General features: G+C 68.5%; 18 protein-coding genes. 10 read left to right on the top strand and 8 right to left on the bottom strand.

Features of this window, described 5'->3' with window-relative positions:
- Positions 1-145: 145 nt before the first annotated feature.
- From HUA78_RS20500 to HUA78_RS20490, 3 genes are all read left to right on the top strand, one after another.
- Positions 146-2,101 carry a patatin-like phospholipase family protein gene (locus HUA78_RS20500; protein ID WP_217442535.1) on the top strand — a complete coding sequence of 652 codons (1,956 nt, stop codon included), beginning with the start codon at positions 146-148 and terminating at the stop codon, positions 2,099-2,101.
- 136 nt (positions 2,102-2,237) lie between these two features.
- A complete protein-coding gene (locus tag HUA78_RS20495; RefSeq protein WP_254614429.1) occupies positions 2,238-2,930 on the top strand; it encodes a hypothetical protein in 693 nt (230 codons plus the stop codon).
- Between the two features lie 11 nt (positions 2,931-2,941).
- Complete coding sequence (locus tag HUA78_RS20490; RefSeq protein WP_141642340.1) at positions 2,942-3,895, top strand: hypothetical protein; 954 nt, start codon at positions 2,942-2,944, stop codon at positions 3,893-3,895.
- Positions 3,896-4,141: 246 nt separating this feature from the next.
- On the opposite strand, the gene HUA78_RS20485 is transcribed toward HUA78_RS20490, so the two are convergent.
- Both HUA78_RS20485 and HUA78_RS20480 read right to left on the bottom strand, forming a co-directional pair.
- Positions 4,142-5,071, bottom strand: a complete 930-nt coding sequence (locus HUA78_RS20485) for a DUF4382 domain-containing protein (RefSeq protein WP_174468470.1) — start codon at positions 5,069-5,071, stop codon at positions 4,142-4,144.
- A gap of 213 nt (positions 5,072-5,284) precedes the next feature.
- Positions 5,285-6,664: a sigma 54-interacting transcriptional regulator gene (locus HUA78_RS20480; RefSeq protein WP_174468469.1), complete on the bottom strand. Its 1,380-nt coding sequence runs from the start codon at positions 6,662-6,664 to the stop codon at positions 5,285-5,287.
- Positions 6,665-6,724: 60 nt separating this feature from the next.
- On the opposite strand from HUA78_RS20480, the gene HUA78_RS20475 reads away from it, so the two are divergent.
- The 4 genes from HUA78_RS20475 to HUA78_RS47725 all read left to right on the top strand — a co-directional run bounded on the left by HUA78_RS20475 (position 6,725) and on the right by HUA78_RS47725 (position 16,546).
- On the top strand, positions 6,725-8,896 hold the full coding sequence (locus tag HUA78_RS20475; protein WP_174476963.1) for a serine/threonine-protein kinase: 2,172 nt from the start codon (positions 6,725-6,727) through the stop codon (positions 8,894-8,896).
- A 42-nt stretch (positions 8,897-8,938) separates the two neighbouring features.
- A complete protein-coding gene (locus tag HUA78_RS47730) occupies positions 8,939-11,338 on the top strand; it encodes a serine/threonine-protein kinase (protein WP_174476962.1) in 2,400 nt (799 codons plus the stop codon).
- 46 nt (positions 11,339-11,384) lie between these two features.
- Positions 11,385-13,850, top strand: a complete 2,466-nt coding sequence (locus HUA78_RS20465) for a serine/threonine-protein kinase (protein ID WP_174476961.1) — start codon at positions 11,385-11,387, stop codon at positions 13,848-13,850.
- 80 nt (positions 13,851-13,930) lie between these two features.
- On the top strand, positions 13,931-16,546 hold the full coding sequence (locus HUA78_RS47725) for a protein kinase (protein ID WP_174462197.1): 2,616 nt from the start codon (positions 13,931-13,933) through the stop codon (positions 16,544-16,546).
- A gap of 76 nt (positions 16,547-16,622) precedes the next feature.
- Here the strand turns inward: HUA78_RS47725 and HUA78_RS20455 are convergent, their stop codons facing one another.
- Positions 16,623-17,933: a tetratricopeptide repeat protein gene (locus HUA78_RS20455; RefSeq protein WP_174476960.1), complete on the bottom strand. Its 1,311-nt coding sequence runs from the start codon at positions 17,931-17,933 to the stop codon at positions 16,623-16,625.
- Positions 17,934-17,944: 11 nt separating this feature from the next.
- Positions 17,945-19,318 (bottom strand): DUF4331 domain-containing protein, encoded by a 1,374-nt coding sequence (locus tag HUA78_RS20450; RefSeq protein ID WP_174462199.1) that lies wholly within the window; start codon positions 19,316-19,318, stop codon positions 17,945-17,947.
- Positions 19,319-19,548: 230 nt separating this feature from the next.
- Here HUA78_RS20450 and HUA78_RS20445 point away from each other — a divergent pair, with 230 nt between their 5' ends.
- Positions 19,549-21,705 (top strand): alpha-amylase family glycosyl hydrolase, encoded by a 2,157-nt coding sequence (locus tag HUA78_RS20445; RefSeq protein WP_174462200.1) that lies wholly within the window; start codon positions 19,549-19,551, stop codon positions 21,703-21,705.
- Positions 21,706-21,765: 60 nt separating this feature from the next.
- Here the strand turns inward: HUA78_RS20445 and HUA78_RS20440 are convergent, their stop codons facing one another.
- Positions 21,766-21,978: a hypothetical protein gene (locus HUA78_RS20440; protein ID WP_141648720.1), complete on the bottom strand. Its 213-nt coding sequence runs from the start codon at positions 21,976-21,978 to the stop codon at positions 21,766-21,768.
- A gap of 226 nt (positions 21,979-22,204) precedes the next feature.
- Between HUA78_RS20440 and HUA78_RS20435 the strand changes: the two genes are divergently transcribed.
- Together HUA78_RS20435 and HUA78_RS20430 are read left to right on the top strand one after the other, a co-directional pair.
- Entirely contained in the window at positions 22,205-22,480 is a 276-nt protein-coding gene (locus HUA78_RS20435; RefSeq protein ID WP_046713894.1) for a hypothetical protein, read from the top strand.
- A gap of 62 nt (positions 22,481-22,542) precedes the next feature.
- Complete coding sequence (locus HUA78_RS20430) at positions 22,543-23,292, top strand: PHP domain-containing protein (RefSeq protein ID WP_174476959.1); 750 nt, start codon at positions 22,543-22,545, stop codon at positions 23,290-23,292.
- Between the two features lie 12 nt (positions 23,293-23,304).
- Here the strand turns inward: HUA78_RS20430 and HUA78_RS20425 are convergent, their stop codons facing one another.
- From HUA78_RS20425 to HUA78_RS20415, 3 genes are all read right to left on the bottom strand, one after another.
- Positions 23,305-24,051: a hypothetical protein gene (locus HUA78_RS20425; protein WP_174476958.1), complete on the bottom strand. Its 747-nt coding sequence runs from the start codon at positions 24,049-24,051 to the stop codon at positions 23,305-23,307.
- A 309-nt stretch (positions 24,052-24,360) separates the two neighbouring features.
- Entirely contained in the window at positions 24,361-24,696 is a 336-nt protein-coding gene (locus HUA78_RS20420) for an FmdB family zinc ribbon protein (RefSeq protein WP_174455469.1), read from the bottom strand.
- A gap of 15 nt (positions 24,697-24,711) precedes the next feature.
- Positions 24,712-25,947, bottom strand: a complete 1,236-nt coding sequence (locus tag HUA78_RS20415; protein ID WP_174455470.1) for a hypothetical protein — start codon at positions 25,945-25,947, stop codon at positions 24,712-24,714.
- Positions 25,948-26,097: the final 150 nt, after the last annotated feature.

Genomic DNA, 26,097 nt, shown 5'->3' with positions numbered 1-26,097 from the left:
GGGTCTCGCGTTCAGTCCGTCACGAGCGTGAGGCCCCTGGTCGAGTCGAGACGAGGGGGCCCGCGTCATGCCAGTCGAACCGTCCAATCCATCGCGCTCGCCATCGCCCATCCGGTCGCCCGAAAAGCGAGACCGTCAGTGGCGCATGCAGGGGCCGGCATGGCGCCGAGCACTCGCCATCCTCTCCGCCATCCTCATCGCGGTGGCCGCGGAGCTGTACCTGAGCGTGCTGGTGGGAAGGCGGCTGTCGATGCTGCTCGTCCTCGCGCTCGTGTGTCTGGTCGGTGGCGTGCTCGTGTTCGGCTACCTCCTCCTCACGGAGCGCGGCGCCTGGGAGATGTCGACCCGGAAGGCGCCCTGGAGGTGGCGGCGCGAGGACGGAATGCGGCCCGAGGAACGCGCTCTCGAATCGTCGTCACCCGACGGCGTGGCCGAGGCACGGGCGGAGCAGGTCGCTTCCTCCTCGGAGGAGGACCCACGCTTCTCCACCCAGGACAGGGGCGAGACGTCCTCGACGGCCACTGGCGCGGGCTTCGTGGACACGCCAGGTCCCCGGAAGCGCGCGCTCATCCTGATTGGCGGGGGACTGCGCGCGGCATGGCAGGCGGGGGCGATTCGAGCGCTGGAGGACGCGGACCTGGGTTTTCATTTCGCGGATGCGACGTCGGCGGGGTCCCTCAATCTGGCGATGCTGTTGTCCGGAGCGTCGCCCGGGGAGGCGTGCGCGCGGTGGAGGACGCTGTCCGTGGAGGACTTCCTCGCCCATGCGGTGCCAAGGAAGACGCTGGACGTGCTTCATGTCGAGCCGCTCGGAGACCCGGAGAAGGTGCTCCGTCGAGTCTTCCCCCATCTGGGAATCGACCTTGGAGCCATCCGCGCCAGCTCCCTCGTGGAAGGCACCTTCCATGTCTGCGACTTCGAGCGGAAGACGGACGTGGCCATTCCGCATCGGGACCTGGACCGGGAGCTGCTGCTGGCGGCCATCTCTCCCCCCATCCTCATGCCACCGGTGGAGCGGGACGGCACGCTCTACACGGATGCCTTGTGGACTCAGGACACGCACCTGCTCGATGCCATCCGCCGGGGCGCGAACGAACTCTGGGTGCTGTGGTGCCTGGGCAACACGCCCGTCTACGACGATGGCCTCTACGAGCAATACGCCTACCTGGTGGAGATGAGCACCAACGGCGCGCTGTTCGCGCAGCTTCGCGTCATCCAGGACCTCAACGAGCGCATCGACGCAGGGGAGGTCGTGCCCGGCCACCAGCGTCCCATCGCCGTCCACCTCATCAAGCCCGAGCGTCCGCTCGCGCTCGACCCGGACCTCTACGCGGGGCGCGCCACGGCGGCGGCCCTCATCGACATGGGCTATTCGGACACGTGGCGCTACCTCGACGTATGCGGTGAGCAGGGGCTGCCGCTCACGCCGGAGATGACCCGGACCACGGAGCCCTCACCCGACCTCACCTTCGTGGAGTCCCTCACCGGCCTCTTCTCGATGGGCGTCACCGACCCCACGCAAGGGGCCCTGCATCCAGGCGCCCAGCCGATGACCATCCACTGCACCATCAGCGTCGGTGACCTGGATGCCTTTGTCAGTGATGTGAAGTGCTCGGCGCGACTGGTGGCGCGGTTGAGCTTCGCGCCGTTCGGCGAGGACCTGCCGGTGCGACGAGGAAGCTTCAACATCTTCCGCCCCTCGGACGCTCCCAGTTCGAGGGTGATGACGTATGGGCTGCGCTTCCCGCATCAAGGGCGCGACTACTTCCTGGAGGGGACGAAGGTCGTCGATGATCGACGGGGCGGGGACGCGTGGAAGGGCTCGACGCGGCTGCACTGCCAGCTCCACGCGGGGATGAACGCCCAGGGGCCCGTGGTGGGGGCCGGAGTCCTGACGCTCGGGGTGGGGCAGCTCCTGTCGCTCATCTCCAGCATGCAGCCCGCTCGGCGCGAGGGCGCGGGGACCACGGCCATGGATCGCTTCGGCCGGTTCTTCCTGGGGCCGCTGTGGGAACGGTACGCACCGCGGGCCCAGTGGGGCAGCACCCGTGAGGTCGTGCTGGAGGCCCACGAGCCAGAGGAGCCACGGGCCCAGGCGTGAGTCAGAGGACATCTTCGACCCAGGTGGGGAAGGGTGCCCAGGAGAAGACACCCGATGGCGGCTTGCGCCATCCGAGGAACAGTGCGGAACGGCGCGGTTTGTGTGGCGCCCGCCAACGGCCTAACCTGCCATGTCCATGAAGGCGATCCTCGTCTCCCTCTTCCTGTTGGGCTCCACTCCCGAAGCCTCCACGCCGGCGCTCCCGCCGGAAGCGCTCGCGGCGCCGCCCATCTCCGACGACTCTCCGACGGCCTGGGCCTGCACCGTCGACACGCTTCGCGAGGGCAAGGAGTGCGTCTTCGAATCGGACGCCGCCGCCAGCGCGTCCGGTGCCGAACAGGCCACCGCGAACCGCAAGCTGCTCAAGGACATCTCCCGCGCCCTGTGCACGGAGGCGGTGGGCAATGCCCGTGAGGGTCGCACCGACGCGACGCTCATCGCGCTCTGTGAGCGCCGCTACGTCGCCGCCGCGGACCAGTGCGGGCTCGCGGGAGGCACGCCCATCGTGGACGCCAAGGGCCGTTTCGCTCCTGGGGCCCGGACCTGCTACCGCGGACTCTCCAGCGTCCTGCAGGAAGTCCAGCTCATGGCCACGGTGGCCGCGCCGTGCTGCGAGTGCGCCGCGCGTCGAGGGTGCCCCGGCACGGGAGACCGGTGCTACGCGGACGTGTCCCAGCAGCAGACCTCGCCCGCGACGCTCGCGTGCCTGAGTGAGCGCTGCGAGGACGTGTGCTCCGTCGTGCTGCCCGCGCCGACCGGCGCTTCTTCCGCCTCGCCCACCGCCCGTGAGCAGCAGCGCTCCTCGCGCTCGGGCTCCGCCTCGCTCTAGGAGTCAGCTCCATGCGCCACCATCCCTGGACGCTTCCGACCTGGGCCCTGTTGGGCTCGCTCGCCGCCGGTTGCGGGGCATCCCACTCCCACGTCACGTGGGCGGACTCCCAGCCTCGCGAGGACGCCCCGCTCACCCCGAAGGCCGCGGAGGCGCCGCCGCCCAGCGCGTCCGCCGACCCCAAGGCCTTCGCCGCGCGCTACCCGAATCCGGCGCTGTGTGAAGCCGCCGCGCGCAGGCTCCAGGCGGAGTCGCGGGACGAAGGCTGGGCGGGTCTCAAGGCCTGCATCGAGCTGACGCCCTTCACCCAGATTCGCGCGCTGCTGAGCGGCGCCTGGTCGGAGGACCTGCGCGTACGTCCCGAGGCCGCCTCGCTCATCGCCCGGGTCGTGGCCCAGCGCGGAGGCAGCGTGTCCGGCGAGCTCCAGTACCTCCAGGAGCGGAAGATCCCCATCTTCTCGCTCGCGTCCGCGGTCGAGCGTCCCGACACGTACAAGGGTCGCTACGTGCTGCTGCGCGCCCGCGTGGCGGACCAGCGCTCCGAAGGGGAGAAGCCCACCGTGTGGCTCGTGGAGCACACGCTGGCCTCGGTGGAGACGAATGCGCCGGTGGGTTATGGCGAGAGCTACGACACCACCACCACGACGTCGGGAGACCTGGGCGGGCAGACGCAGCTCACCGGGCCGGGCCGGCTGGGCGGCAGCGTGAGCACGCGGGAGCGCGGCAACAGCTCCACGACGCGCAAGCACTACGACAACATCTCCGACGAGACGGGCCAGGAGGCCCTGGGGCGGCTGCAGGGCGCGGATCCATTCCTGGAGGCCCGCCGCGACTACGTGTTCCTGGCGCGGTTCGACGGTGTGCGGCTCACGTCGGGAGGCACCGATGACGATGCCGAGGCGCCCCGCATCCCGGTGCTGACCATCGTCAGCTACCACTCGCCCCAGCCGCTCGTCGTCTACTGAGCCGCTGTCGCTTCGAGCGCGGATAAAAAACGAGGCGCCGGGAACATGTCCCGACGCCTCGCCTGGGGAGCTGGCCCCGCGCCAACCCCACCTGATTCGAAAACCCTCGGAGAAAATCTGGGCCTTCAGGCGGGAGACCTCCGCCCCCGGGGATCGGCCACGCTGCACGTGGATTTTTCCTTCCCACGTGAGGGCCGTGCCCGGAGCCCCTGTGGGCAAGGGTAGGCGCGGGAGTGTTCGCGGGGCCTACTGGGGCTGGGCGCCACTCACGACGAAGGCCTGGGTGCTGTCACGGCCGGAGGCGAGCTGCACCGTCACCGGATCACCGGGCGTGGTGGAGATGCTCACGCTCGCCGGGGACTCCACGTCCACCTGGAACGTGCCCGGGATGAGGAACTTGAAGGTGGCCTCGAAGGTGCCGTCCGCGTTTTCATCGGTCAGCGGAAGCGTCTCGCGGCTGCCCGCGTCGTTGATGAGCACCGCGTGGAAGTCCGCGAGCGTCACCGCGGTTCCTTCCACCGTGGGGAGCACCACGCCGGCGCCGAGCTTCACCTCGACGGTGATGCTCGCGGACGCCGTCACCTCGGCGGCCTTGATGACGGGGCTCATCACCCACCGGCCGGAGTTGCCCGCCTCCTTGCCAAAGCTCTGCGCCACGTCGAAGTCGACCAGGAGGATCTTCTGCTCGCCCTCGATGGTCAGCTTCTCGTCGAACTTCACCTTCAGCCCCGACGAGCCGTAGCTCGGCATGTGGAGCTGGCCGGCGACGACGGCGCCCTCGGGAAGTCCCGCGTAGTTGTTGGAGGTGGCGAAGATGGACGTGGAGCCATCCGCGTTCTTCGTCTCCAGGTAGCCGCCGGTGATGACGAAGCGGAGCTGGGAGTAGTCCCCGTCGGGAACGACGGCTTCGGAGACGAGCTCGGAGGTCGAGTTGGCCAGGTCCAACAGGCTGACGGTGACGGGCTCGTCGCGCAGGACGACGCGGCCGCCTTCCTCGTCGCCACCCTGGAGATAGATCTGCGAGATGGTGACCACCGCGGTCTCCACGCCGTCGCCGGGGGCATCGGTCAGCAGGATGGAGACTTTTCCGTCTCCGCTACCACAGCCCATCAGTGGCAACAGCAATGCGATGGCGAACCCCGCGATGAGGTTCGCACGGCGAGCATGAGTCAACATGGGGGGCTTGCTCCGGCAGGGGGCCGTGAAGACAACGGGCCGTTTCGACCGAAAATGACTCACGCCGGCGCCCATCGGCCACACGCGGAATTTCAGCCTTGGCTGCCCGCAGGGGCTGTAGGTGGAGAATTCCGGGATGTCCTGGGCAGGCGAGTCGTCAGGCTCACCCACCGTGGAGCCAGGGCTCACGGTGGGCGAGAGTCGCCCGTCGACTCAGGGGCCGCCCGAGTCGAGCCCGTGCTTGCGGAGCAGCTTGCGCAGATAGACGCGATCAATCCCCGCCTCGCGTGCGGCGCGCGACACGTTGCCCTCGCAGCGCTCGACGAGGTTGCGCAGGTAGTCGCGCTCGAAGCCCTCGATGAGCCGCTCCTTGGCTTCCTTGAACGGCAGGTCGAGCGCCAACGACTGGGTCGACTCGGAGTCGTCCTCCGGAGGTGGCACGGGCGCGGGCACGTCCGGAATGTCCGGCAGGGCCTCTTCACCCAGGCTCACCACGCGGTCCACCACGTTGCGCAGCTCGCGCACGTTGCCGGGCCACGGGTACTGCGTCAGCAGCGCGCGGGTGACGTCCGACAGCGCGCTGGGAGGCTTGCCCAGTCGCGCCAGCACGGTGTCGATGAGGAGCGGGATGTCGTCGGGCCGCTCGCGCAGGGGCGGCAGGACGACGCGCAGCACCGCGAGCCGGTGGAACAAGTCGCCGCGAAAGCGGCCCTGCTTCACCGCGCCCTCCAGGTCCTGATGCGTGGCGGCCACGACGCGCACGTGGAAGGTGCGGTAGTCATTGGCGCCCACGCGCTTCACCTGTCGGCGCTCCAGCACGCGCAGGAGGCGAGGCTGGACTTCCAGCGGAAGCTCTCCGACTTCGTCCAGGAAGAGGGTGCCGCCGTGGGCCCGCTCGAAGGCGCCGGCGCGATCACCGTGCGCCCCCGTGAAGGCTCCCTTCACATGGCCAAACAGTTCGCTTTCGAGCAGCTGCGGCGGAATCCCCGCCAGGTCGGCGATGACGAAGGGGCCCTTGCTGCGCATTCCATGTGTGTGGATGGCCTCCGCGCACAGCTCCTTGCCCGTGCCCGTTTCACCCTGGATGAGCACGTCCGACTCGCCCTGGGCCAGCCGCTCCAGCAGCGTGAAGACCTCCCGCATGCGTCGGCTGTTGCCCACCAGCCCCCCGAAGCTGCTGCGGGAGGAAAGGGGGAGGGCTCTCGTCTTCTCTCCTTCCGGAACCAGCTTCAACTCGGTGGTACCCAGGGTCAGAGTTGCCCCTGGACGAACCTCCAATTCGGAGAAGCGCATACCCTCGCAGAAGGAGCCGTTGCGTGATCCAGGGTCCACCGCGCGCACGCCATCCTCGCGGACCTCCAGGACGAGGTGCTGCCTGGACACGGAGCGATCCGGCAGGACGATGTCCGACGTCGCTTCGGAGCCCACGCGATAGCGCCCGGGCGCCAGCGGGTACGTCTTTCCTGCGTCCGGCCCCGACAGCACCGCCAGTTTCACCCGGAAGCGGGGGCTCCTGAGTGCCGGTAGGGCATCGGTTCGAACCAGCGCGTCATCCCCGTCCTCGTCTCCCAGACTTGCCACGGTGCACAACATAGCACGGGGAGACCCAGGAAGTTCGGGCTCCCAGGATTCTGCGGTAGGTTCCGGATTGATATGGCCTTGCAGCCCGGCGACAGGTTCGGCCGATACGAGCTGGTGTCATGGCTTGGTCGGGGGGGAATGGCGGAGACGTGGCGGGCCCGGTGGATGGGCGACGCTGGCGTCACCAAGTCCGTCCTCATCAAGAAAGTGCTTCCGGAGTTCGTGGCGGACGACGCCTTCGTGTCGATGTTCATCAACGAGGCGCGCATCTCCGCCACGCTGTCCCATGGCTGCATTGCCCAGGTCTTCGACTTTGGTCGGGTGGAAGGCCAGTACTATCTGGCCATGGAGTTGGTGGATGGGCAGCCGCTCCACCACGTCCTGAAGCGCGCGCTGAAGACGGGCCTGTCGCGGATGCCCATTCCCCTGGCGACGTACATCACGTTGGAGATGTGCCGGGGGTTGCACTACGCGCACACGCGCACGGATGACAAGGGCAAGCCCCTGGGCATCGTCCATCGCGACATCTCTCCGGACAATGTCCTCATCAGCTACGAGGGTCAGGTCAAGATCGTCGACTTCGGCATCGCCAAGGCGCAGCTGGCGCGCAACTTCATGACGGAGCCCGGGGTGGTGAAGGGCAAGTACCTGTACTTCTCTCCCGAGCAGGCGAGGGGATACGAGGTGGACGCCCGCTCCGATGTCTGGTCGACGGGCCTGGTGCTGTACGAGATGTTGTGCGGGCAGCCCCCCGTCAGCGGCACACCGGCGGCGGTGATGATGCGCATGGCGCATGGGGAGTTTCCCTCGCCACGGGAGGTGCGCGAGGACCTGCCTGTCGAACTGGATGAGCTCGTCATGAGGGCGCTGTCGGTGGACCTGTCGGCCCGGTACGAGTCCGCGAATGCGTTCGCGGATGCGCTGGCTGCGTTCCTCTATTCCCACGCCCCGCGGTTCTCGACGATGAATCTGGCGTACCTGGTCCGGGTGCTGTTCCGGGGGGACATGGCGGTGGAGGGGAGGGAGCTATCCGTTCCGGCCTCGTTCATCGATGAGCTGACCTTGTGGCGGGCGAGTGGGGCGCCGCCGGAGGTGCCGCCGAAGAAGGAGCGAGGGAAGAAGACCGCGTCGCGGGCCGAGACGGAGATGGACCTGGACCTGCGGTCCAATCAGCAACGGACGACGCGAAGGCTGTTGCCCGCCATGGGAGTCGGCTCCACCCATGCCACGGAGGAGACTCCGGAGACCCATGTGCCGGAGGTGCCCGCCCCGTCCAGCGGAGGCCTTTGGGGTTGGGGGCTGATGCTGGGAATCGCAGCGGTGCTGGTGGTCGGGACCGTGGCGTTTCCCGAGTACTACATCGCGGCCCGGTCGACGGTGATGCCGACCCCGGATCCCGTGGCTCCGCACCGTCCCCCTGAGGGATATCCCCCGGGCGCGACAAGGGCCGACGTGCTCCACGCAAGAGTCTTGCTCGACCGGGGCGATTTTCCGACAGCGTACTCCCTGGCGGAGAAGTGCCTGGCGGTCGCACCGAATCACCCAGACTGTCTGTGGATCGCGGGGGCCAGCATGGCCCGCCTCAAGCAATTGCCCGAGGCCGAGATGCACTTCAAACGACTCATCACTGCGCACCGCGATCATCCTCTTGCCGAGACGGCTCTCACGCTCCTGGAGGAGATGAAGGCCGAGCGGAATATCGAACAGGGCAGATCAGGAACGACGTCGGCCGTGCCGAAGAAATGCCAAGGCGTCGATCCCAACGATCTGGACTGTCTGATGGCGACTGCCGAGAGGTTTGAGCAGTTGGAGGAGTTCGACAAGGCAGTCCAGGCCTATCTGAGCGTGGCCATCCTGTATGCGGGACATCCGTCCGCCAGTCTCGCGAGGAACCAGGCCGTGAGAATCAACCATTACTCCAGGAGTCAGAAGACGCCTCCGTCCACGAAAAGCAATGCCGCCGCGGGCCTGAGCCACGACAATCCGGACAGGTTGATTACTCGCGCACGTCAGTTCCTCAAGGAGCAGGATTACCGTGCCGCGCTTCAGTCGGCCGAGCAATGCCATGTGCTGGCACGAAGGAACCCTGACTGCTTCTTGTTGATGGGTATCGCCAACGCCCGCCTGAACAACCTGGAAGAGGGGGCAGGGCACTACAGACGCTTTCTCGGTCTGGCCCCGCTCGACCATCCGGCTCGGCCAGGCGTCGAGAACCTGCTCAAGCAGTACGACTCATCAAAATGACCTGAGCCCCTTCTCCCGTCAGGACATCCGACGACTCCAGTCATGGCCCAGGACCGCAACGCACGCTTCGGTCGGTACGAACTCCTGGCCCTGCTGGGGCGTGGAGGCATGGCCGAGACGTGGCGCGCGAGGCTCGTTGGCGCGGCGGGCGTCACCAAGCCCGTCCTCATCAAGAAGGTCCTCCTCGAGCACGTGAACAACGAGGACTTCATCTCGATGTTCGTCCGCGAGGCCCGCATCTCCTCCACGCTGTCCCACGGCAACATCGCCCAGGTCTTCGAGTTCGGCCGGGTGGACGGCCAGTACTTCCTCGCCATGGAACTGGTGGATGGCCAGCCCCTCCACCGCGTCCAGAAGCGCGCGGCGAAGCTGGGCCTGTCCCAGTTGCCGGTGCCCCTGGCCACGTACATCGCCCTGGAGATGTGCCGGGGGCTGCACTACGCGCACACGCGCACGGACGACAAGGGCGCGCCGCTGAACATCGTCCACCGGGACATCTCCCCCGACAACGTCCTCATCAGCTACGAGGGCCAGGTCAAGATCGTCGACTTCGGCATCGCCAAGGCGCGCATGTCGCGCAGCTTCAAGACCGAGCCCGGCATCGTGAGAGGGAAGTACCTGTACTTCTCCCCGGAGCAGGCGAAGGGGCGCGAGGTGGACGCCCGCTCCGATGTCTGGTCCACCGGCCTCGTGCTGTACGAGATGCTCTGTGGACAGCCGCCCATCACCGGCACGCAGGCCTCGGTGATGCTGCGCATGGCCTATGGCGAGTTCCCCTCCCCACGGCAGGTGCGCGGAGATCTTCCCGTCGCGCTGGATGAGCTGATCATGAAGGCGCTGTCGGTGGAGCTGTCGACCCGCTACGAGTCCGCGAATGCCTTCGCCGACGCGCTGGCTGGCTTCCTGTATTCGGTCTCTCCACCGTTCTCGACCATGGACCTGGCGCAGTTGGTCCGGGTGCTGTTCCAGGAAGACCTCGCCGAAGAGGGCCGCGCGCTGTCCGTGACAAGCGCCTTCCACGAGGAACTCGAGGTCTGGCGCTCCCACGCCGCCAGGGTCCGCCCACCCCCGAAGCCGCCCCCCGTTCAAACCGAGGAGCTTCCTTCGGCCCGAGACGCCGCGCCTCAGGATCCGGCTCGCAAGCGGAGGCGCTCCGAGGTCGTGATTCCCCTGTCGGAGCGGCCCACCCAGCTGCTCGACAGCGCCACGGAGCTCTTCCTCCCCAGCATCCCCCAGCAGCGAAACTGGAAGCGGCTCGCGGGCATCGCCTGCGGCGTCGTGGTCGTCGCGGCCTGCGTGGGGCTCGCCCTTTCCACGCGGCGCCCGGCCACGTCCGGTGCCATGCCCGCGCCCGAAGCCCGACCCCGGCTGGACTCCGGCACCCTGCGTCCGCCCACCTTCGTCCAGTACCCCGTGACGGAGTTCCTGCTCGAGGCAGACCGCGACGTCATCATCGTCCCCCGGACCTTCAAGGCGTTTGGACCGCTCGCCCCGGAGCGCTCCTTCGTGCTCGTCGACACGACCTCGCCCGGCCGGGGTGCGCCCTTCATCCTCAGTCCGTCCCAGGGCCTTCCTCCAACGGTCTTCTTCCTGCTGTCCGGCGACGCCTCGCTCCTCCCCGAGGGGGCCCGTCTGGGGGAACTCGCGGGCGAGCCCCAAGCCATCGAGAAGGCCCGCGATATCTCGCTCTTCCGTCTCGGACCTGGCAGCAAGGAGTCGATCCCCGAGCGGCTCATCCAACTGTCCGGCGCGAGCGTCGCGGCATCGAAGTCCTTCGTCTTCCGCCCTGACGCGGAGGGGCTGCTGCTGAAGCGCGGACTCGTCCTCAAGGGGCTCGATCCGATGACGACCTACGCGCTGAACCTGGAGGCGACGCCCCAGGGCGCATTCCTTCATGGTCGCGGCGCGGGCCCCGCCACCACGGTCATCTGTGCCCAGTGGGTGCCATCGCCCGAAGAGAACCCCTCGCCGCGCGGAGTCTCCCGGGACAAGGAGGCCTTGCCCCTCCAGTTCCTGCTCCGACAAGGCGAGGAGCGCCGCGTGCGAGGCGTCCTCGGACTGGTGTGTGGCTTCGTCGACGACGGCGCCGACGGCAACGAGGGGGCGCTCCGGATGCGCATCGACGCGGAGGCCGCCGTCAAGCGTCCGCCCGCCAAGAAGCCTCGCACCCCGGACGTCACGCAGCTGCTCAAGGACCTGAAGCAACACCTTCGCGAGAAGAAGTACGAGGAGGCCGTGGCCGTGGGGGAGAAATGCCTGGCCTTGATTCCCAGCCACCCCGAATGCCTGCTCCTGTCAGGCACGGCGCTGGGCTACGCGGGCCGGACGGAAGAGGGCGCGCGACTGTACCAACGCTTTCACCAGCTCTATCCGGAACACACACAAGCGAACATCGTGGAGGGGCTCCTGATGGAAATCGAGGGCGCCTCGGCCCCGAAATGACGGCGCCACCGCGACATGATTTGCGCGCCCGCCACGGGTTACCCCCATGACCCACGATCCGCATGAGCACCTTGGACGCTACGAGCTCCTCACCCAGTTGGGTCGAGGAGGCATGGCGGAGACGTGGCGCGCGCGGTTGGTCGGCGCCGCGGGCGTCACCAAGCCGGTCCTCATCAAGAAGGTGTTGCCGGAGTTCGCCAACGACGAGGCGTTCGTCTCCATGTTCATCAGCGAGGCGCGCATCTCCGCCACGCTGTCGCACGGGAACATCGCCCAGGTCTTCGACTTTGGACGGATGGATGGACAGTACTTCCTGGCCATGGAGCTGGTGGATGGCCAGCCGCTCCACCGACTCCTGAGGCGCGCGGCGAAGACGGGCCTGCAGCAGATGCCCATTCCCCTGGCGACGTACATCGCCTTGGAGATGTGCCGGGGGCTTCACTATGCCCACACGCGCACGGACGAGAAGGGCGCGCCCCTGCACATCGTCCACCGGGACATCTCTCCGGACAATGTCCTCATCAGCTACGAGGGTCAGGTCAAGATCGTCGACTTCGGCATCGCCAAGGCGCGCATGCTGCGCAACTTCAACACCGAGCCCGGCGTCGTGAGAGGGAAGTACCTGTACTTCTCTCCCGAGCAGGCGCGAGGCCGCGAGGTGGATGCCCGCACGGATGTCTGGGCAACGGGCCTGGTGCTCTACGAGATGCTGTGTGGACAGCTCCCCGTCACCGGCACGCAGGCGGCGGTGATGTCTCGGATGGTGCATGGGGAGTTCTCCTCGCCCCGGGAGGTGCGCAAGGAGCTGCCGTCCGCGCTGAATGAGATTGTGATGCGAGCGCTGTCCGTGGATGCCTCGATTCGCTACGAGTCGGCGAATGCGTTTGGCGACGCGCTGGCCTCGTTCCTCTATCCGTTCGCGCCTCGGTTCTCGACCATGAACCTGGCGTATCTCGTCCGGGAACTGTTCAAGCCGGACCTGCTCCAGGAGGGCCGCGAGCTGACCGTGCCGCCCTCGTTCCTCGAGGAGCTGGCCGCCTGGCGTGGAACGGACGCACCTCCGCCCCGTCCCCACGCACGGCCACCGACGCCAGGGCCCGCGCCCGTGTCCAAGGTGTCTTCCCCGAGGCGCGGCGCACACAATGCCCCCACCGTGCGCACGCCTTCGGTCGCGGGTCCCTCGAAGGTCCCCAAGTGGGGTCGACTGGGGCTGGTCGCGGGCACAGGACTCCTCGCGCTCTGGGGGACCCTTCACTGGCTGCGGCCGGCGAGGGAACTCGAGCTACCGGAACGTTCTTCCCATCCCTCGCGGCTCGCGCACTACCCGGAGCCCGGCGACGCGGGGGGCGCGGTGTCGCGCTCCGCTCCAGATGCCTCGACCCCGCGGGCCGCCCAGCAGGTGGCGCTGGACGCGTCCAGTCCGGAGCCCGGCTCCGACGACTCCGTCGAGTCCGAGCCCGTCCCGGAGTATCCCGCCGCGACGGCCTTCCGTCTGGACTCCCGACGACATGTCCTGCGCGTACCGCTGGACCTGGTCGCCTTCCCGCGTCTGGATTCGACCGTCACCTACCGCCTCTGGGGCTCGAGCCCGTCGGATGGGTTTGCCCACCCGGCCGTCCTGGAACCCGCGCCGCGCCGGGAGCCTCCCGTCTTCTTCCTGCTCTCGGGCGAGGCGGTCAGACCGGAGGTGCGCGAGGGCGTCGTTGGTCGCCGTCCCATCTCGATAGAGGGCGTCCGGGCCGTCGCGCTGTTCACGCTTGGAGAGCCGACCCAGGATGACCTCGCCTACCAGTCGGTGTACCTCAAGCAAGAGGATGCGGCCGTCGAGCAGCGCTTCACCTTCCACCCCGAGCCCATGCGCGTCTCCGCCAGCAAGGGGCTTCTGATTCGAGGCCTGGATGCCCGGCAGACCTATACCCTGTCGCTGAATCCGGTCGGGGAGGGTGTCTTCCTGAGAGGAAGGGCCTACGCGCCAATGAGCCAGGTGGCCTGCATCGAGTGGTCCGAGCTCCCCTCCGCCCTCGAGCCCGTCCGGAAGGTCGACGGGTATGCCGAGCAGCCGCTGCAGTTCCTCCTGCCGGAGTGGCGCGAGGTGAGGGTCCGCGGCATCCAGGGCCTGCGCTGCGGATTCATCGACGATGCCGTCTTCGACAACGAAGGCGAGGCCGAGGTGCGCATCTCGCCGTGGGACCCCAAGCGCCCCAAGGCTCCCCCGGTGGAGGATGCCCGCGCGGGGGAGGCCACGAGGCTGGCCACACAAGGGCAGCGGCTGGCGCGTGCTGGACAGTTCTACGATGCCTTCCTGCTGGCCGAGGATTGCCTCTCCACCGTCCCGGAACAGCCGGACTGCCTGGTCCTCTCGGGGGTCATGCAGGCGCGGCTCGGCCGGATGGACGGCGCCCTCGAGCGCTATCGGACCTTCCTCCGGCGCTACCCGAGCCACCCCAAGGCCGCCACCGTGAAGGAACTCCTCTCGGGCCATGGGCAGACCCGACCCGCGTCCACCCCCTAGCGGCGGGAATCCTGACATTGAGACCCGCATTCACTGACGACCCTTTTTGATCGGAATCCCTCGCGATACCCTACGCCCCAATGGCGAATGAGCAGCACGAACAGTTTGGCCGGTACGAGCTCCAATCCCGAATTGGCCGGGGAGGGATGGCGGAGACGTGGCGGGCGCAGCTTCTGGGGGCCGCGGGCGTCACCAAGCCAGTCCTCATCAAAAAGGTGTTGCCGGAGTTCGCCAACGATGAGGCGTTCGTCTCCATGTTCATCAGCGAGGCGCGCATCTCCGCCACGCTGTCGCATGGGGCCATCGCGCAGGTCTTCGACTTCGGGCAGGTGGATGGCGAGTACTTCCTGGCCATGGAGTACGTGGACGGGCAGCCGCTCAACCGCATCATGAAGCGGGCGCTGCGCTCCAACTTCGCCAGCCTTCCGGTGCCCATCGCCACGTACATCGCCCTGGAGATGTGCCGGGGGCTGCACTACGCGCACACGCGCGCGGACGACAAGGGCGAGCCGCTGAACATCGTCCACCGGGACATCTCCCCCGACAACGTCCTCATCAGCTACGAGGGCCAGGTCAAGATCGTCGACTTCGGCATCGCCAAGGCGCGCTCGCTGCGCAGCTTCGACACCGCGCCGGGCGTCGTGAAGGGCAAGTACCTCTTCTTCTCCCCGGAGCAGGCGCGGGGCGAGGACGTGGATGCGCGCACGGACGTCTGGGCCACGGCCGTGGTGCTCTTCGAGATGGTGTGTGGCCGGCTCCCGTTGGAGGGGCCGGAGTACGTGGTGATGCACAAGCTGCACACGCGTCAGCCGTTGCCGCGTCCGCGCGACATCAAGCCGGACCTGCCGGTGCGACTGGAGGCCATCCTCCAGAAGGCGCTCGCGGTGAAGAAGGAGGACCGCTTCGAGTCCGCGCATGCCTTCGGGGATGCGCTGGCGGGGTTTCTCTTCAAGGCCGCGCCGCGCTTCTCCGCGATGTCGGCGGCCTATCTCCTGCGGGAGCTATTCCGCCCCGACCTGACGGAGATGGGCAAGGACACCAAGGTTCCGCCCTCGTTCGTGGAGGAGCTGTCCGTCTGGCGTGCCACCAACAGCCTCCTGCCCAAGCCGACGGAGATCTCCGCGCCGGAGCTGCGCACGGAGCCGCAGACCATCGAGAGCCATCCAGGAGAGCTGCCCGATGGAGGGGAGGGGCTGGACGGCGAAGACGAGGATGAGGACGGCAACTCTCCGGACCGGGGAGGCTTCTTCGAGAACGGCTTCCGCATCTCCACGCACCACGTCGTGGTGGCCGCGGGACTGCTGGTGCTCGCGGGGTTCATGTGGTCGGCGTTCGACAAGCTCAAGTCGGACTGGGTCCCGCCGAAGCCCTCGTCGAGCGGGCCGGCCCGGCCGCCGCTGCCCACGCCTCCGCTGAAGGACGCGGATGCCCGCAGGCCAACGGATGCACCTCCGCGGCAGCAGCCCGCTCAGGTGGCCGCGGGCAAGCCGCCCGAGGCGATGGACACAGTGCACATGCCCATGGAGTCCTTCCGGCTGGATGCACGGCGGCACCTGTTCGGCGTCTCGTCCGGGCGTGCGGCGCTGGGGACGCTGAACCCGGAGGTGACCTATCGCATCTCCGAGTCGGGGGTCTTGTCCCCGGCGGATCGCGGCAAGCCCATGCCGAGCATCTTCTTCCTGCTATCGGGGAAGAACGTCGCGGCGGACGCGGCGGTGGGCCTCGTGACGCGCAAGCCGGAGCCGTTCCGGGGCGCATCGGCGGTGATGATCTTCACGGTGGGCGCGCCCACGCCCCAGGATGACCTGCCCGAGCGCATCGTCACGGTGACGAACACGCGGACGAACGAGGAGCGCCGCCACACCATCCATCTGGAGTGGATGACCACGGACCTGAGCAGGAGCCTCTTCGTGGACGGCCTGGACCCCATGGAGGTGTACACGCTGTTGCTGGAGCCGGTGGAGGGTGGGGCCTTCACGCGAGGAAGAGATCAAGGGCCGGTGGTGACGGTGGCGTGCGTGCAGCAGGTGTCGGTGGAGCGTGATGGTCCGAGCACGCCTCCGGCCCGGGCGCAGCGCTTCCTCCTGTCGCGGGGCGAGGACGTGAAGCTCAGCGGCGTCCACGGGTTGTACTGCGGCTTCATCGACGATGACCCGACGGACAACCAGGGCGCGGTGTCGGTCCGCATCGAGACGGCCCGAGCCACCGCGGAGCGCGCCGCCGCGGCCGCCGAGCGTGCCGAGGCCGAAACCGTCGAGGTCGAGGTCGAGTCCGCCAATATCGGGCACGAGGATGCGGGAGCGCGCCCTGGGGGACATGTATCGACGGGGACGCGTACGACCACGAGCAAGCCGGCGACATCCGGCAAGCAGCAGGAAATCGTGGTGGAGCCGGAGGAGTCGCCGGAAGCGAGTCGAGGCGAGCTGGCGCTCGAACAGGCCAAGGCCCTGTTCAAGTCAAAGCAGTTCGAGTCCGCGAGGACCCGGGCGCGCGAGTGCGTCGCGATGGAGCCGGAGAACTTCGAGTGCCACCTGTTCCTGGGCTCGGTGGCGGCGCGGCTCGGCCGCAAGGAGGAGGGTGCGAAGCACTACCGCCTCTTCCTCGACCTGGCCCCGTCATCTCATGCGCAGGCGAGCAAGGTGCTGCGCGTGCTGGAGGAGTACGAGTCCATGCAGGGCTCACCTTCCGAGCCGTAGCGCGACTGGCTCGGATGTTCGAGGGCCAGGGGACATGCTCCGAGCCGTCGCGACACCGGCGCGGAGATGCACGGCCTCACTTCATGGGCTGGCCGAGGGTCTGGGCGCTGACATTCGGCGAAGGGGAAGCGAGGGCGCCGAGCAGCGCCCGCGCCCGCTCCACCTGTCTCGGTGGAAGCGGTGGGAAACCTCGCAGCGCCGCGTCCAGGTGAAGCCGGGCCTCGTCCCGGGCCCCGTCCGCCGAGGCCACGAGTCCCGCGACATACTCCAGCCTCGCGTTGCGAGTCCCCAGCCGCAGCGCGGCCTCCGCCAGGGGACGCGCCTCGTCCAGCTTGCCGGCGCTGACGAGCGCATAGGCCAGCACCGCCTGCGTGAAGACGTCCTGACGGCGTGTCAGCTCACGCCGCGCGAGCACCTCCGCCTGGGCCACGTCTCGTCCCAGGTCCAGGAGCAGCCGCGCCTGCTCCCTCGCGTCCTGGGCCGTGTCCTGGAACGCCTGGGTGTATTCGGCCTGGGCCTCCTGCTCGCGCCCCGCGGCCATGAGCGCGTCGGCCAGGAAGGCCCGATGTCCCGACTTGGGACGAGCGGTCATCGCCGCCCGGTACTCCACCGCCGCCGCGTCGGGGAGTCCTCGCATGCGCAGCACATGCCCCCGTCCCGCGTGCGCGCGGTCCAGGCCGGGCGCATGTGAGAGCGCCACGGTGAAGTACTCGACGGCCGTGTCCGGCTCGCCTCGCGCGAGGTACGCATCGCCCAGCTCACACAAGGCCCGAGCCACCGTGTCTCCATCCCGAGGGTCCGCGGACGTCGCCGCCAGCTTGAGGACGGAGATGGCCCCGTCCACGTCTCCGCGCATGAGGCGCAAGTAGCCCACGCGGGTGTACGTCGCATGCGAGGGCTTCAAGTCCATCATCCGCGCGTAGGCCGTCTCCGCCTCGTCGTAGCGCCCCAGCTCCAGCTCCGCGTCTCCGAGCAGCCCCTGGAAGAAGGCGTCGTGCGGGAACAACTCCGTCAGTCGCCGCGCGGCGTCGCGAAGGTCCTGGAACTGATGGTCGTGGTGGAGCAGGAGCAGCTCCACCTTGAGGGCGTCCACGCGCTCGGGGTCCACCAGCAACGCGCGTCGTGCGGCGACACGCGCATGCAGGAGGTGTTGCTCATCCCCCGAGCGGAGCCCCTCCCGCATCCACTCCGTGGCGAGTCGGGCCTGGGCCGGGGCATCGTCCAGCGAGGCTTCGCGCTGCATCCGAGCCAGTCGCTCCCCCGTGGATTCGGACGCCCGCGAGCCCGGGGGCGTCTGCCGTGCGGGCGCGAGCCACCACCGCGTGAGCCCGCCCGCGGAGATCGCCACCACCGCGACGCCGAGGGCGAGCAGTTGTCGAGAGGCCATGGCGCGCGGGCTCAGGGGGTCGGGTCGCCGGAGTGGGGAGGCGCCAGGTACGGGAAGGTCGTGAGGAAGGCCTTGTCGTTGGCCGCCACGCCATCACTGAGCCCCGCGGCCGCCGCGGCGAAGGTGCCGCCTCCGTCGGGAAGAATGGCGGGACCGCCGTCCGCGAAGGTCGTGAAGAAGGCGCCGCCCACCGCCTTGAGCGCCACGTCCGTCACGTCGTCGGTCAGCAGCCGCCCGTTGGGGAACGTGGAGTCCGTGCCCGTGTTGATGTGGAGCATCTCGCCCGTGGGCTTGCCCTGGGTGTTGCGAGTGAAGATGGTGGCCAGGTCCGTGCGCGGCGCGGGTGGGGCCAGGGGAATGAAGCCCTTGGCCTGGAGGAGCTGGGGCAGCTCCGGATTGGAGATGATGGCGACGATGGCCGGCGTGGACAGGTCGTTCTGCGGCTTGGAAGCGTTGAAGAAGTCCTTGAACTTCATCGGGACGACCACCTCGTTCACCAGCGGATTGCCCAGGCGGGACACCTGGACCCACGAGCCGCTCGTATCCACCCCGCCATCCGTACGGCGCGTCGTGACCTTCGGCCGGCTGGACGTGGTCCAGATTCCCAGGTGCGGTGAGCTGAACTCCGTCAGCGGCAGCTCGATGACGAGCGACAGCACGTTGAGCCCCGCCAGGTCATCGCGGTTCGGCTTGCCGTCGTAGTTGAGGAAGTCGAACGTCTTCGAGAGGTTGACGAAGAACGGGTCGTCCCGAGGGCCCGCGAAGATCTTGTACTTGGCCGCGGTGCCCAGCCCCGTCTGGATGGCGCTCTGGGTGATGGGGTCCAGCACGGAGGCCCCCGCGGTCTGCGGATAGGCGGGCGTCGTCAGTCGCCCCACGTTGTTGGGGGCCACCGGTGCGTCCCGGACGACGACCTGCTGCGAGCCGCCCACGACCTTGGTGAGCGTGTACGTCTGGTAGCGGAGGATCTCCGGGGCCGTGGCCGTCTTCACGCCCGAGAAGGCGTAGAGGAAGGAGTCCTTGTACGCGTCATACCCCGCCACCGCGCCCACGGAGGGCAGGGGGCTGGGCCGAATCTGCGTGCGGAAGCGGAACTGGAAGCGCATGTCGGGCGCGCCGTCTCCCGACTGGTCGACCTGGATTTCGTAGAGGACGTTGTCGTCGAACAGGTAGTAGTTGGGGCCGCCGTAGGGAATGCCAATGGGGTAGTAGTTGGCGACCAGCACCAGGTTGCCGCCCTGCTTCCAGGTGTACATGTCCGTCCCGTCCGCCGCCGGGTCGTTGCTGATGAGCGGGGCCTCGCGATGGCTGGACGCCACCGCGACGCTGGCTGCGAGGAACAGCGGAACCGCGAGGAGATGCCACGCCGGATTGGGAGCTCTCATTCGTTTTCCTGGGAGGGGGGAAACCACGAGGGCGGGCGCGGGACGAAGCTGCGGGCTCGTTCGCCAGGGCCCCCTCCGTACCCGGCAGGTTGGGTCCCTGGCTCCTGTCCCAAGGTGCCGGAGGGCCTCCAGTGTCCGGTGGGCATCAGCCCGGCATGTCGCGGTGAGTCATAAAGCTGGCGGAGGGGGGCTTGGAAAAGCGAGGGGCCCTCCCGTAGAAAGGCAGCCGCATGACGCACTCCCGCATCGTCCGTTCGCTCGCGCTTCCGGTGTTGCTCCTCTCCGCGGCTTGCGGTGACTCCGAGGACTCGATTCCCGTCCGGACCTGCGAGGTGACGCTGACGTACGCGCCCCAGCAGTCACTCCAGGGCGCGGTGTCCATCACGGGCGAATGGAATGGCTTCTCCGCCACGTCCGCGCGCATGGCGGACCGGGGTGACGGCGTGTTCACCGCGCGCCTGGAAGGACTGGAGCCGCGCGACTACGGCTACCGCTTCGTGGTGGGCAAGCAGGAGCTGTTGGACCCGCAGAACCCGTACTCCCGCTGGGTGCGCACGGAGGAGTACTCGCGCCTGACGGTGCCGGACTGCCGCGAGCCCGTGCTGGAGCTGCGGCGCTTCGTGTCGACGCCGGAAGGCTCGCTCGACGTGGACGTCGCGTACGTCGACGGAACCGACGAGGTGGGGCCCGCCACCGACAAGGTGATGCTGTCCCTCGACGGGGAGGAGAAGCCCGGCGCCTTCGACGCGGGAACGGGGCGCTTCCGCTTGCAGGTCCAGGGACTGGCCCAGGGCAAGCACCACGTGAAGGTGGTGGCCGTGGACGCGTCCGGCCGCGCGGCGCCGCCGCTCTACCTGCCGTTCTGGGTGGAGCCCCAGAAGTTCCGGTGGGAGTCGGGGCTGATGTACTTCGCCTTCACGGACCGCTTCCTCAACGCGCGCTCGGAGAATGACGGAGCCGTGGCGGACGTGGACCCCATCGCCAACTACCAGGGTGGCGACTTCGCCGGCATCACCCAGAAGATCGAGGACGGCTACTTCGACGCGCTCGGCGTGCGCACGCTGTGGATCTCCCCGGTGGACCAGAACCCCGAGGGGCGCTTCATCGGCACGGGCGGCAAGTACTACGCCGGCTACCACGGCTACTGGCCCTCCCAACCGCGCGCGACGCAGCACCGCTTCGGTTCCATCGAGGACCTGCGCGCCCTCACCGCCGCGGCCCATCGCAAGGGCATCCGCGTCATCGCCGACCTGGTGCTCAACCACGTCCATGAGGAGCACCCGTACTGGGTGAGCCACCGGAACGACGACTGGTTCAACACCTCCGCCAGCTGCGTGTGCGGCACCCAGGACTGTGACTGGGAAGAGAAGCGGCTGACGTGCAAGTTCACCAACTACCTGCCGGACTTCAACTGGCGCTCGTCGAACATGGTGGACCAGTTCATCGACGACACGCTGTGGTGGCTGGAGGCGGCGGACTTCGACGGCTTCCGCATGGACGCCGTGAAGCACATGGACCAGGTGGCGGGCCGCACCCTGCGCGGTCGCCTGCGGGACATCACCGCGATGACGGGCACCGAGTTCTACCTGGTGGGTGAGACCTTCGTCGGCGCGGATGGCCGCTCGCAGATCGCCCGCTACATCAGCCCCCGCGAGTTGGATGGTCAGTTCGACTTCCCCCTGTACTGGCCGGTGCGCGAGGCCTTCGCGGACGGCCAGGGCCTGGAGCGCGTGGACCAGGCGGTGCGGGAGAACGAGGTCTTCTACGCGCCGGGCACCATCAACTCGCCCTTCATCGGCAACCACGACGTGGCGCGCTTCATCTCCCAGGCGGCGAAGCAGCTGGACGGGGAGGGGGGAGACCCCTGGAGCAGCTCGCGCCCCTCGGCCTCGGTGACGGACGCGGCGGCCTTCGAGAAGGCGAAGTTCGCCTTCACCTTCGTGCTGACGCAGCCGGGCGTGCCGCTCGTCTATTACGGGGACGAGGTGGGCCTGCCGGGCGCGGGGGATCCGGACAACCGCCGGTTGATGCGCTTTGGCTCCACGCTCACCCCGCTGGAGGCGGAGCTGCTCGCCGTCGTCCAGAAGCTGGGGCAGACGCGCCTGGCCCATCCCGCGCTCCAGACGGGAGCCCGACACACGCTGCGGATTGAAAGGGACTTGTACATCTTCCAGCGCTCGCTGCCGGACGGGCAGGGCGCGGTGATCGCCATCAACCGGAGCGACGTGGAGCGCCCGCTGGTGGTGGAGCCCCTGGGAAGCCTCGCGGCGAGCAGCGCCACGTACGAGGACGTCTTCAGTGGGCGGACGCTCCAGCTCGCCGGGACGGAGACCGTGATGGTGGTCCCGCCGCGCAGCGTCGCTGTGTACGTGCCTCGCACCGAGTAGTGCTTCCGCGGGATTGAGGGAAGGGGAGAGGCCGCCCCCTTCCCACCGCGGCCCCGCGAACTACGGCTGCTGCGGAGGGGGCTGCTGCGCCGTCTTGTGCTTGTAGAAGAGCACGAGGGTGTAGCAGTGGAATTCGTTATCGGACGACTGGGCCACCACGCGATCCACGATCTCCAGATCGGAGTTGCTCTTCATCCAACGGGTGACGTTCTCACCCAGCTCCTCGCGCTCCTTCGCCTTGGTGGCGGAGAAGACCTTCACGCCCGTGAACATCGCCAGCCACTCCTTGTGCGGTCCCGACACAGGACAAGGGGGCGTTATCGCACGGGGTGTTCAGAGGTGTCAAAAACCCGGCTTCCTGGAGGGTAGGGCGTTGCTGGCCTCGTGACGGGGGTTTGCACGCGAAAGCGCGTGCTTAGTTTGCCCAAGTCGCACCCGTTTGGGGGCGCTCGAGGCAGGGGGCCACGAGTGGCGGCGTGTTGGGGAAGGGGGCAGGCCCGTGGACGTGAAGACCAAGAAGGATCTGGCGGTTGATTTCATCAACACCATCCGGACGATGGAGCCCACCGCGCTGAATGCGCTCATCGTCAAGGAGGCGGGGGAGGAATTGGCGCAGTTCTTCCTGAACTACAGCGCCAATCTCATCTCCAAGGACCCATCCCGGGTGCTGGAGAACACGTCCTCGCTGATGCTGATGGGGTACCTCATCCGCACCTACGAGGAGAAGAACACGCAGGCCAAGCAGGGGACCTTCCAGTCCTACGCCTTCGCCTGAGGGACGCAGGGGGGCAGCGCGGGCTCGACAGGCCCAGGGGAGCCTGTTAGGGAGCGGCGCCCATGCTCATCGACCTGCACGCCCATTCCCACCTGTCCAAGGGGTGCGAGTTGGACCCTCGCGCCGTGTTGGAACGGGCCGCGCTGTTCGGCCTGGACGGGGTGGCCTTCACGGAAACCAATACCCAGGACGGCTGTGACGAGCTGTTCGAGATTGGCGCCAAGTCGAAGGTGAAGGTGTTCGTCGGGTTGGAGCTGGTGACGGACCGTGGCCAATATCTGTGCTTCTTCCCGAAGCCGGAGCTTGCCCCCGAGCCCGTGCAGATGTGGGGCAGCAACCGCGAGAAGCCCTGGAGCGCCGCGGAGTGTCTGCCCAAGGTGAAGGCGATGGGTGCCGCCATCATCGCGGCGCGGCCCTTTGACAGGGACTCGCCCAACCCGGCCATGGACTACGTGCGCTCGCTCAACATGCTGAGCGCGTTGGAGGGCTACAACGCCCGGGTGAAGCAGACCGCCAACGACCTGGCCGTGGAGGCCGCGGAGGCGCTCAAGCTGCCGTGCACCGGTGGCAGCGACGTGCGCGGCTCCCTGGACGAGATGGGCCGGGGCGCCACGTTCTTCAAGCGCCCCGTGGCGACGCAGGCCCAGTTGGTGGCCGAGCTGCTCAAGGGCGAGTTCTGGCCGGTGATGGCCGGGGAGCTGCCCCGCCTCACGCGCCCGGGCGAGGCCCAGGCGGCTCGCAAGCAGGGCGGTGGTGGTGGTGGCGGCGGTGGGAAGCGCCGCCGCGGCGGTGGCGGCGGCGGGCGTCGGTAGTCCTCCGAGCGGTCAAGGCAGGACGGAAGCGCCTGCCTCTTCAGCCCGAGCGAGCCGGCCATCCGTGATGAAGGCCTTGCGGCGGCCTCCCGGATACGTCCACTCCTCGTTCTTCGCGGTGCCCTCCAGCGTGCGCCGCACCAGCTCCGGCGGCCCCCAGGCCATGCGCACCGCATCCGCCGACATGTTGGCCACCAGACGCTTCTCGCGCACGGCATCGCGCACGGGCGGCGCCAGGGCCTCCAGCTGGGACTTGGGATTCTGGGCGGAGAGGTACTTCTCCACCTCCGCGCGGAAGTCGTTGGGCTGCTCCAGGTTGGGCGGGAGCACCAACACGAGCGGCGGCGAGTCCGGCTTGCCTTCCTCGGCCAGGTAGACCCACGGCCAGGTGCGCGGCGTGTAGAGGACGCGCTCGGCGACGACCCAGGCGGTGGGGAACTCCACCTTGGTGATGCGCAGCTTCGTGCCCACGGGGAGCGTGCGCTCCACGGCGCCGGGGTTGATGGGCTTGCCGTTGCTGTCGTCCAGGAGGCGCACGTCGTCCGGCGCGTAGGGCGTGAGCAGCCGCTTGGAGCCGTCCCCGAAGAAGGGGATGACGTTGCCGGAGACGCGCAGGTACTGCTCCGCGTCCGGCCCCGTGAGGGTGCGCTGGAGCGACGTGCGGGCCTCTGGCGCCATGCGGGTGTAGTTGCCACAGCCGACCGCGAACGCGGCCAGCGCGAGGAGGGACAGCGAGGGAAGGGGGCGTCGAGCGAGCATCGGGGCACCTCCGCGACAGGCACGCGCGGGAGCTCCCTGCTTAGCTCAGCGCGATGCCTGCGTCAGCGTCGACGGGGAGGAGGCTTCCCGCTTGCCGCCACGGCAGCCTCGCTGCGACGGACACACCGGCCCCCGTCCAGCCGGGTCCGGCACGAGCAGGAAGCGGCCGAGCCCGCGCGCATCCGTGAGCTCCGGGTGACCGCACAGAGCACATTGGCGGGGAGGACGCTTGGAGGGAGGGAAGGGCACGGGGAGCGAGTGTGCGTCGCTCCCGGACCCCGCGCGAATTTTCCGCCCCTCCGCGTCCGACTACTTCTTGTCGCCCGACGCCGCGGCCGGCGCGGGGGCGCTGCTCGTCGAGGCCGCGGCGGGCGTCGACGGAGTGGACGACGTGCTGCTCGAGGAGGAGCTGCTGCTCGACGACGAACCCGAGGAGGAGGACGACGAGCCGTCCTTCTTCGTGGAGCTGTACAGGTCGGAGTACCAGCCGCCGCCCTTGAGGACGAAGCTGGAGCGGCTGAGCATCTTGGTCAGCGGGCCCTCCGCGCCACACGTGGCGCACGTGGCGGGCGGAGGATCCGAGAACTTCTGCAGCACGTCGATGATCTTTCCACAGCTCTGACAGGCGTACTCGTAGATGGGCATGGTTGCGGTGCCTTTTCAGGGAGTTGAGGGAGGGACGCCGGGGTGCAGCTGCTTGCGCAGCCCCTCGGCGAGCCCCAGGCGCTCGATGGCGCGGAAGACCAGCTCGCTGGGCGAGCCATACTTGCGGCCCACGGCATCACTGAGTCCGTGAAGATCCGTGGCGCCGGGGAGTTCATCACGCAGCAGCCGCTCCAGGTCCTTGCGGAGCGACTCGTTGAACTTGCGCTGGATGCCCAGGTCCGCGAGGTACTTCTCACGGCCCAGCAGATCCAACCGGTGCGTCAGGTGCGAGGTGGCCAGCGCCTCGCGACGGAAGCGCTCGCGCAGGGCCTCCACGTCCTCGGTCAATCCGCAGGAGGCCACCAGCCGCTGCAGCTCCGGAGGACTCACGCCCAGCGCCCAGCCGACCCGGCCCGTCGCACCACGCTGCTGGGTGTAGGCGTCCAGGAGCTGGAGTCGCTCCTTCTCCTTCAGCGCGTCGAGCAGGCCGTGATCGCGCAGCACCGTCTCCAGGTCCACCAGGGTCAAATCCCCGCGCGAGCCGTTGAACCGGTGCGACATGTTGCGCAGCAGGGCGAAGCGGTGCTCGGAGCCCTCCAGCAACGCCTCCAGGACTTCCTTGCCCGAGGCCCGTGTCAGCTCCACGAAGGGTGTGCGGGGCGCTTCCACGCGGGTGAAGCGGCCCCGGGGACGGGGCAGGTCGCGGCGCAGGAAGCTCGGCCCGTCATCCAGGGCCGCCAGCTCCTGCTCGGAGGGAGAGGTCGTCTCCTCGTCCACCAGGGTGGAGCGCTTCTTCGGGGCGATGCGCTCCAGGACGGTGGCCTCATCCGCCTTGGCGCCCTTCTTCGCCTTGCCGGAGGATTCTCCAGCGGGCTTGGCGGCGGGCAGGGCGAAGGAGGGGATGGACGGGTCCGCGGCCACGGCGCGGGGAGGCGTCTTCTCCTCCCGCACGTAGGCCAATTCGCGGGCCACGTCGTAGTAGCCGCAGCTCTGACGCTGGGCGGCAACGGCGGGGGCGGTACCTCGGAGGATGTCCACGACGGCGAAGGGCCCCAGGGGGGTGGTCTCCGGCTCCGCGTCGGTGAGTGCCCGGACCCGGAAGTCGTCGTCCTCGAGCAGCAGGGCGAGCGCTTCACGGACCTCGGGAGCGGGTGCCGGCGACTTCGCGCGCCGGCAGAAATCCGAGACGGCAACCGCCACGGGGGTGGGGACGTCGTCGGGCTGTCGTCTTCTCTGCCAGGGGCTGGTCATGGAAAGGTGCGGAAAAATGCTCGTTTACGAGGGCGGATGCCTCTATCTTCGCGGCCAGACAAGTGTCAATGAGCCAGTCCGCCTCCAATCTAAACAGCCAGCGGCTGTTGCAAGCCAGGATACGGGCCGGCCAAGGGAAGGAGCGATCCT

This window comes from Myxococcus sp. CA033 (assembly GCF_013336625.1).
GTDB lineage: Bacteria > Myxococcota > Myxococcia > Myxococcales > Myxococcaceae > Myxococcus > Myxococcus llanfairpwllgwyngyllgogerychwyrndrobwllllantysiliogogogochensis.
This window is presented reverse-complemented; position numbering and strand designations above follow the sequence as displayed.

What these genes read in the sequence shown, in the direction of transcription:
- HUA78_RS20440 (WP_141648720.1), bottom strand. Translation starts at nt 21,978, where the DNA reads ATGTTCACGGGCGTGAAGGTCTTCTCCGCCACCAAGGCGAAGGAGCGC.
- HUA78_RS47725 (WP_174462197.1), top strand. Translation starts at nt 13,931, where the DNA reads ATGGCGAATGAGCAGCACGAACAGTTTGGCCGGTACGAGCTCCAATCC.
- HUA78_RS20425 (WP_174476958.1), bottom strand. Translation starts at nt 24,051, where the DNA reads ATGCTCGCTCGACGCCCCCTTCCCTCGCTGTCCCTCCTCGCGCTGGCC.
- HUA78_RS20485 (WP_174468470.1), bottom strand. Translation starts at nt 5,071, where the DNA reads ATGTTGACTCATGCTCGCCGTGCGAACCTCATCGCGGGGTTCGCCATC.
- HUA78_RS20455 (WP_174476960.1), bottom strand. Translation starts at nt 17,933, where the DNA reads ATGGCCTCTCGACAACTGCTCGCCCTCGGCGTCGCGGTGGTGGCGATC.
- HUA78_RS20475 (WP_174476963.1), top strand. Translation starts at nt 6,725, where the DNA reads ATGGCCTTGCAGCCCGGCGACAGGTTCGGCCGATACGAGCTGGTGTCA.
- HUA78_RS47730 (WP_174476962.1), top strand. Translation starts at nt 8,939, where the DNA reads ATGGCCCAGGACCGCAACGCACGCTTCGGTCGGTACGAACTCCTGGCC.
- HUA78_RS20495 (WP_254614429.1), top strand. Translation starts at nt 2,238, where the DNA reads ATGAAGGCGATCCTCGTCTCCCTCTTCCTGTTGGGCTCCACTCCCGAA.
- HUA78_RS20430 (WP_174476959.1), top strand. Translation starts at nt 22,543, where the DNA reads ATGCTCATCGACCTGCACGCCCATTCCCACCTGTCCAAGGGGTGCGAG.
- HUA78_RS20445 (WP_174462200.1), top strand. Translation starts at nt 19,549, where the DNA reads ATGACGCACTCCCGCATCGTCCGTTCGCTCGCGCTTCCGGTGTTGCTC.
- HUA78_RS20415 (WP_174455470.1), bottom strand. Translation starts at nt 25,947, where the DNA reads ATGACCAGCCCCTGGCAGAGAAGACGACAGCCCGACGACGTCCCCACC.
- HUA78_RS20420 (WP_174455469.1), bottom strand. Translation starts at nt 24,696, where the DNA reads ATGCCCATCTACGAGTACGCCTGTCAGAGCTGTGGAAAGATCATCGAC.
- HUA78_RS20465 (WP_174476961.1), top strand. Translation starts at nt 11,385, where the DNA reads ATGACCCACGATCCGCATGAGCACCTTGGACGCTACGAGCTCCTCACC.
- HUA78_RS20480 (WP_174468469.1), bottom strand. Translation starts at nt 6,664, where the DNA reads ATGTTGTGCACCGTGGCAAGTCTGGGAGACGAGGACGGGGATGACGCG.
- HUA78_RS20450 (WP_174462199.1), bottom strand. Translation starts at nt 19,318, where the DNA reads ATGAGAGCTCCCAATCCGGCGTGGCATCTCCTCGCGGTTCCGCTGTTC.
- HUA78_RS20500 (WP_217442535.1), top strand. Translation starts at nt 146, where the DNA reads ATGCAGGGGCCGGCATGGCGCCGAGCACTCGCCATCCTCTCCGCCATC.
- HUA78_RS20490 (WP_141642340.1), top strand. Translation starts at nt 2,942, where the DNA reads ATGCGCCACCATCCCTGGACGCTTCCGACCTGGGCCCTGTTGGGCTCG.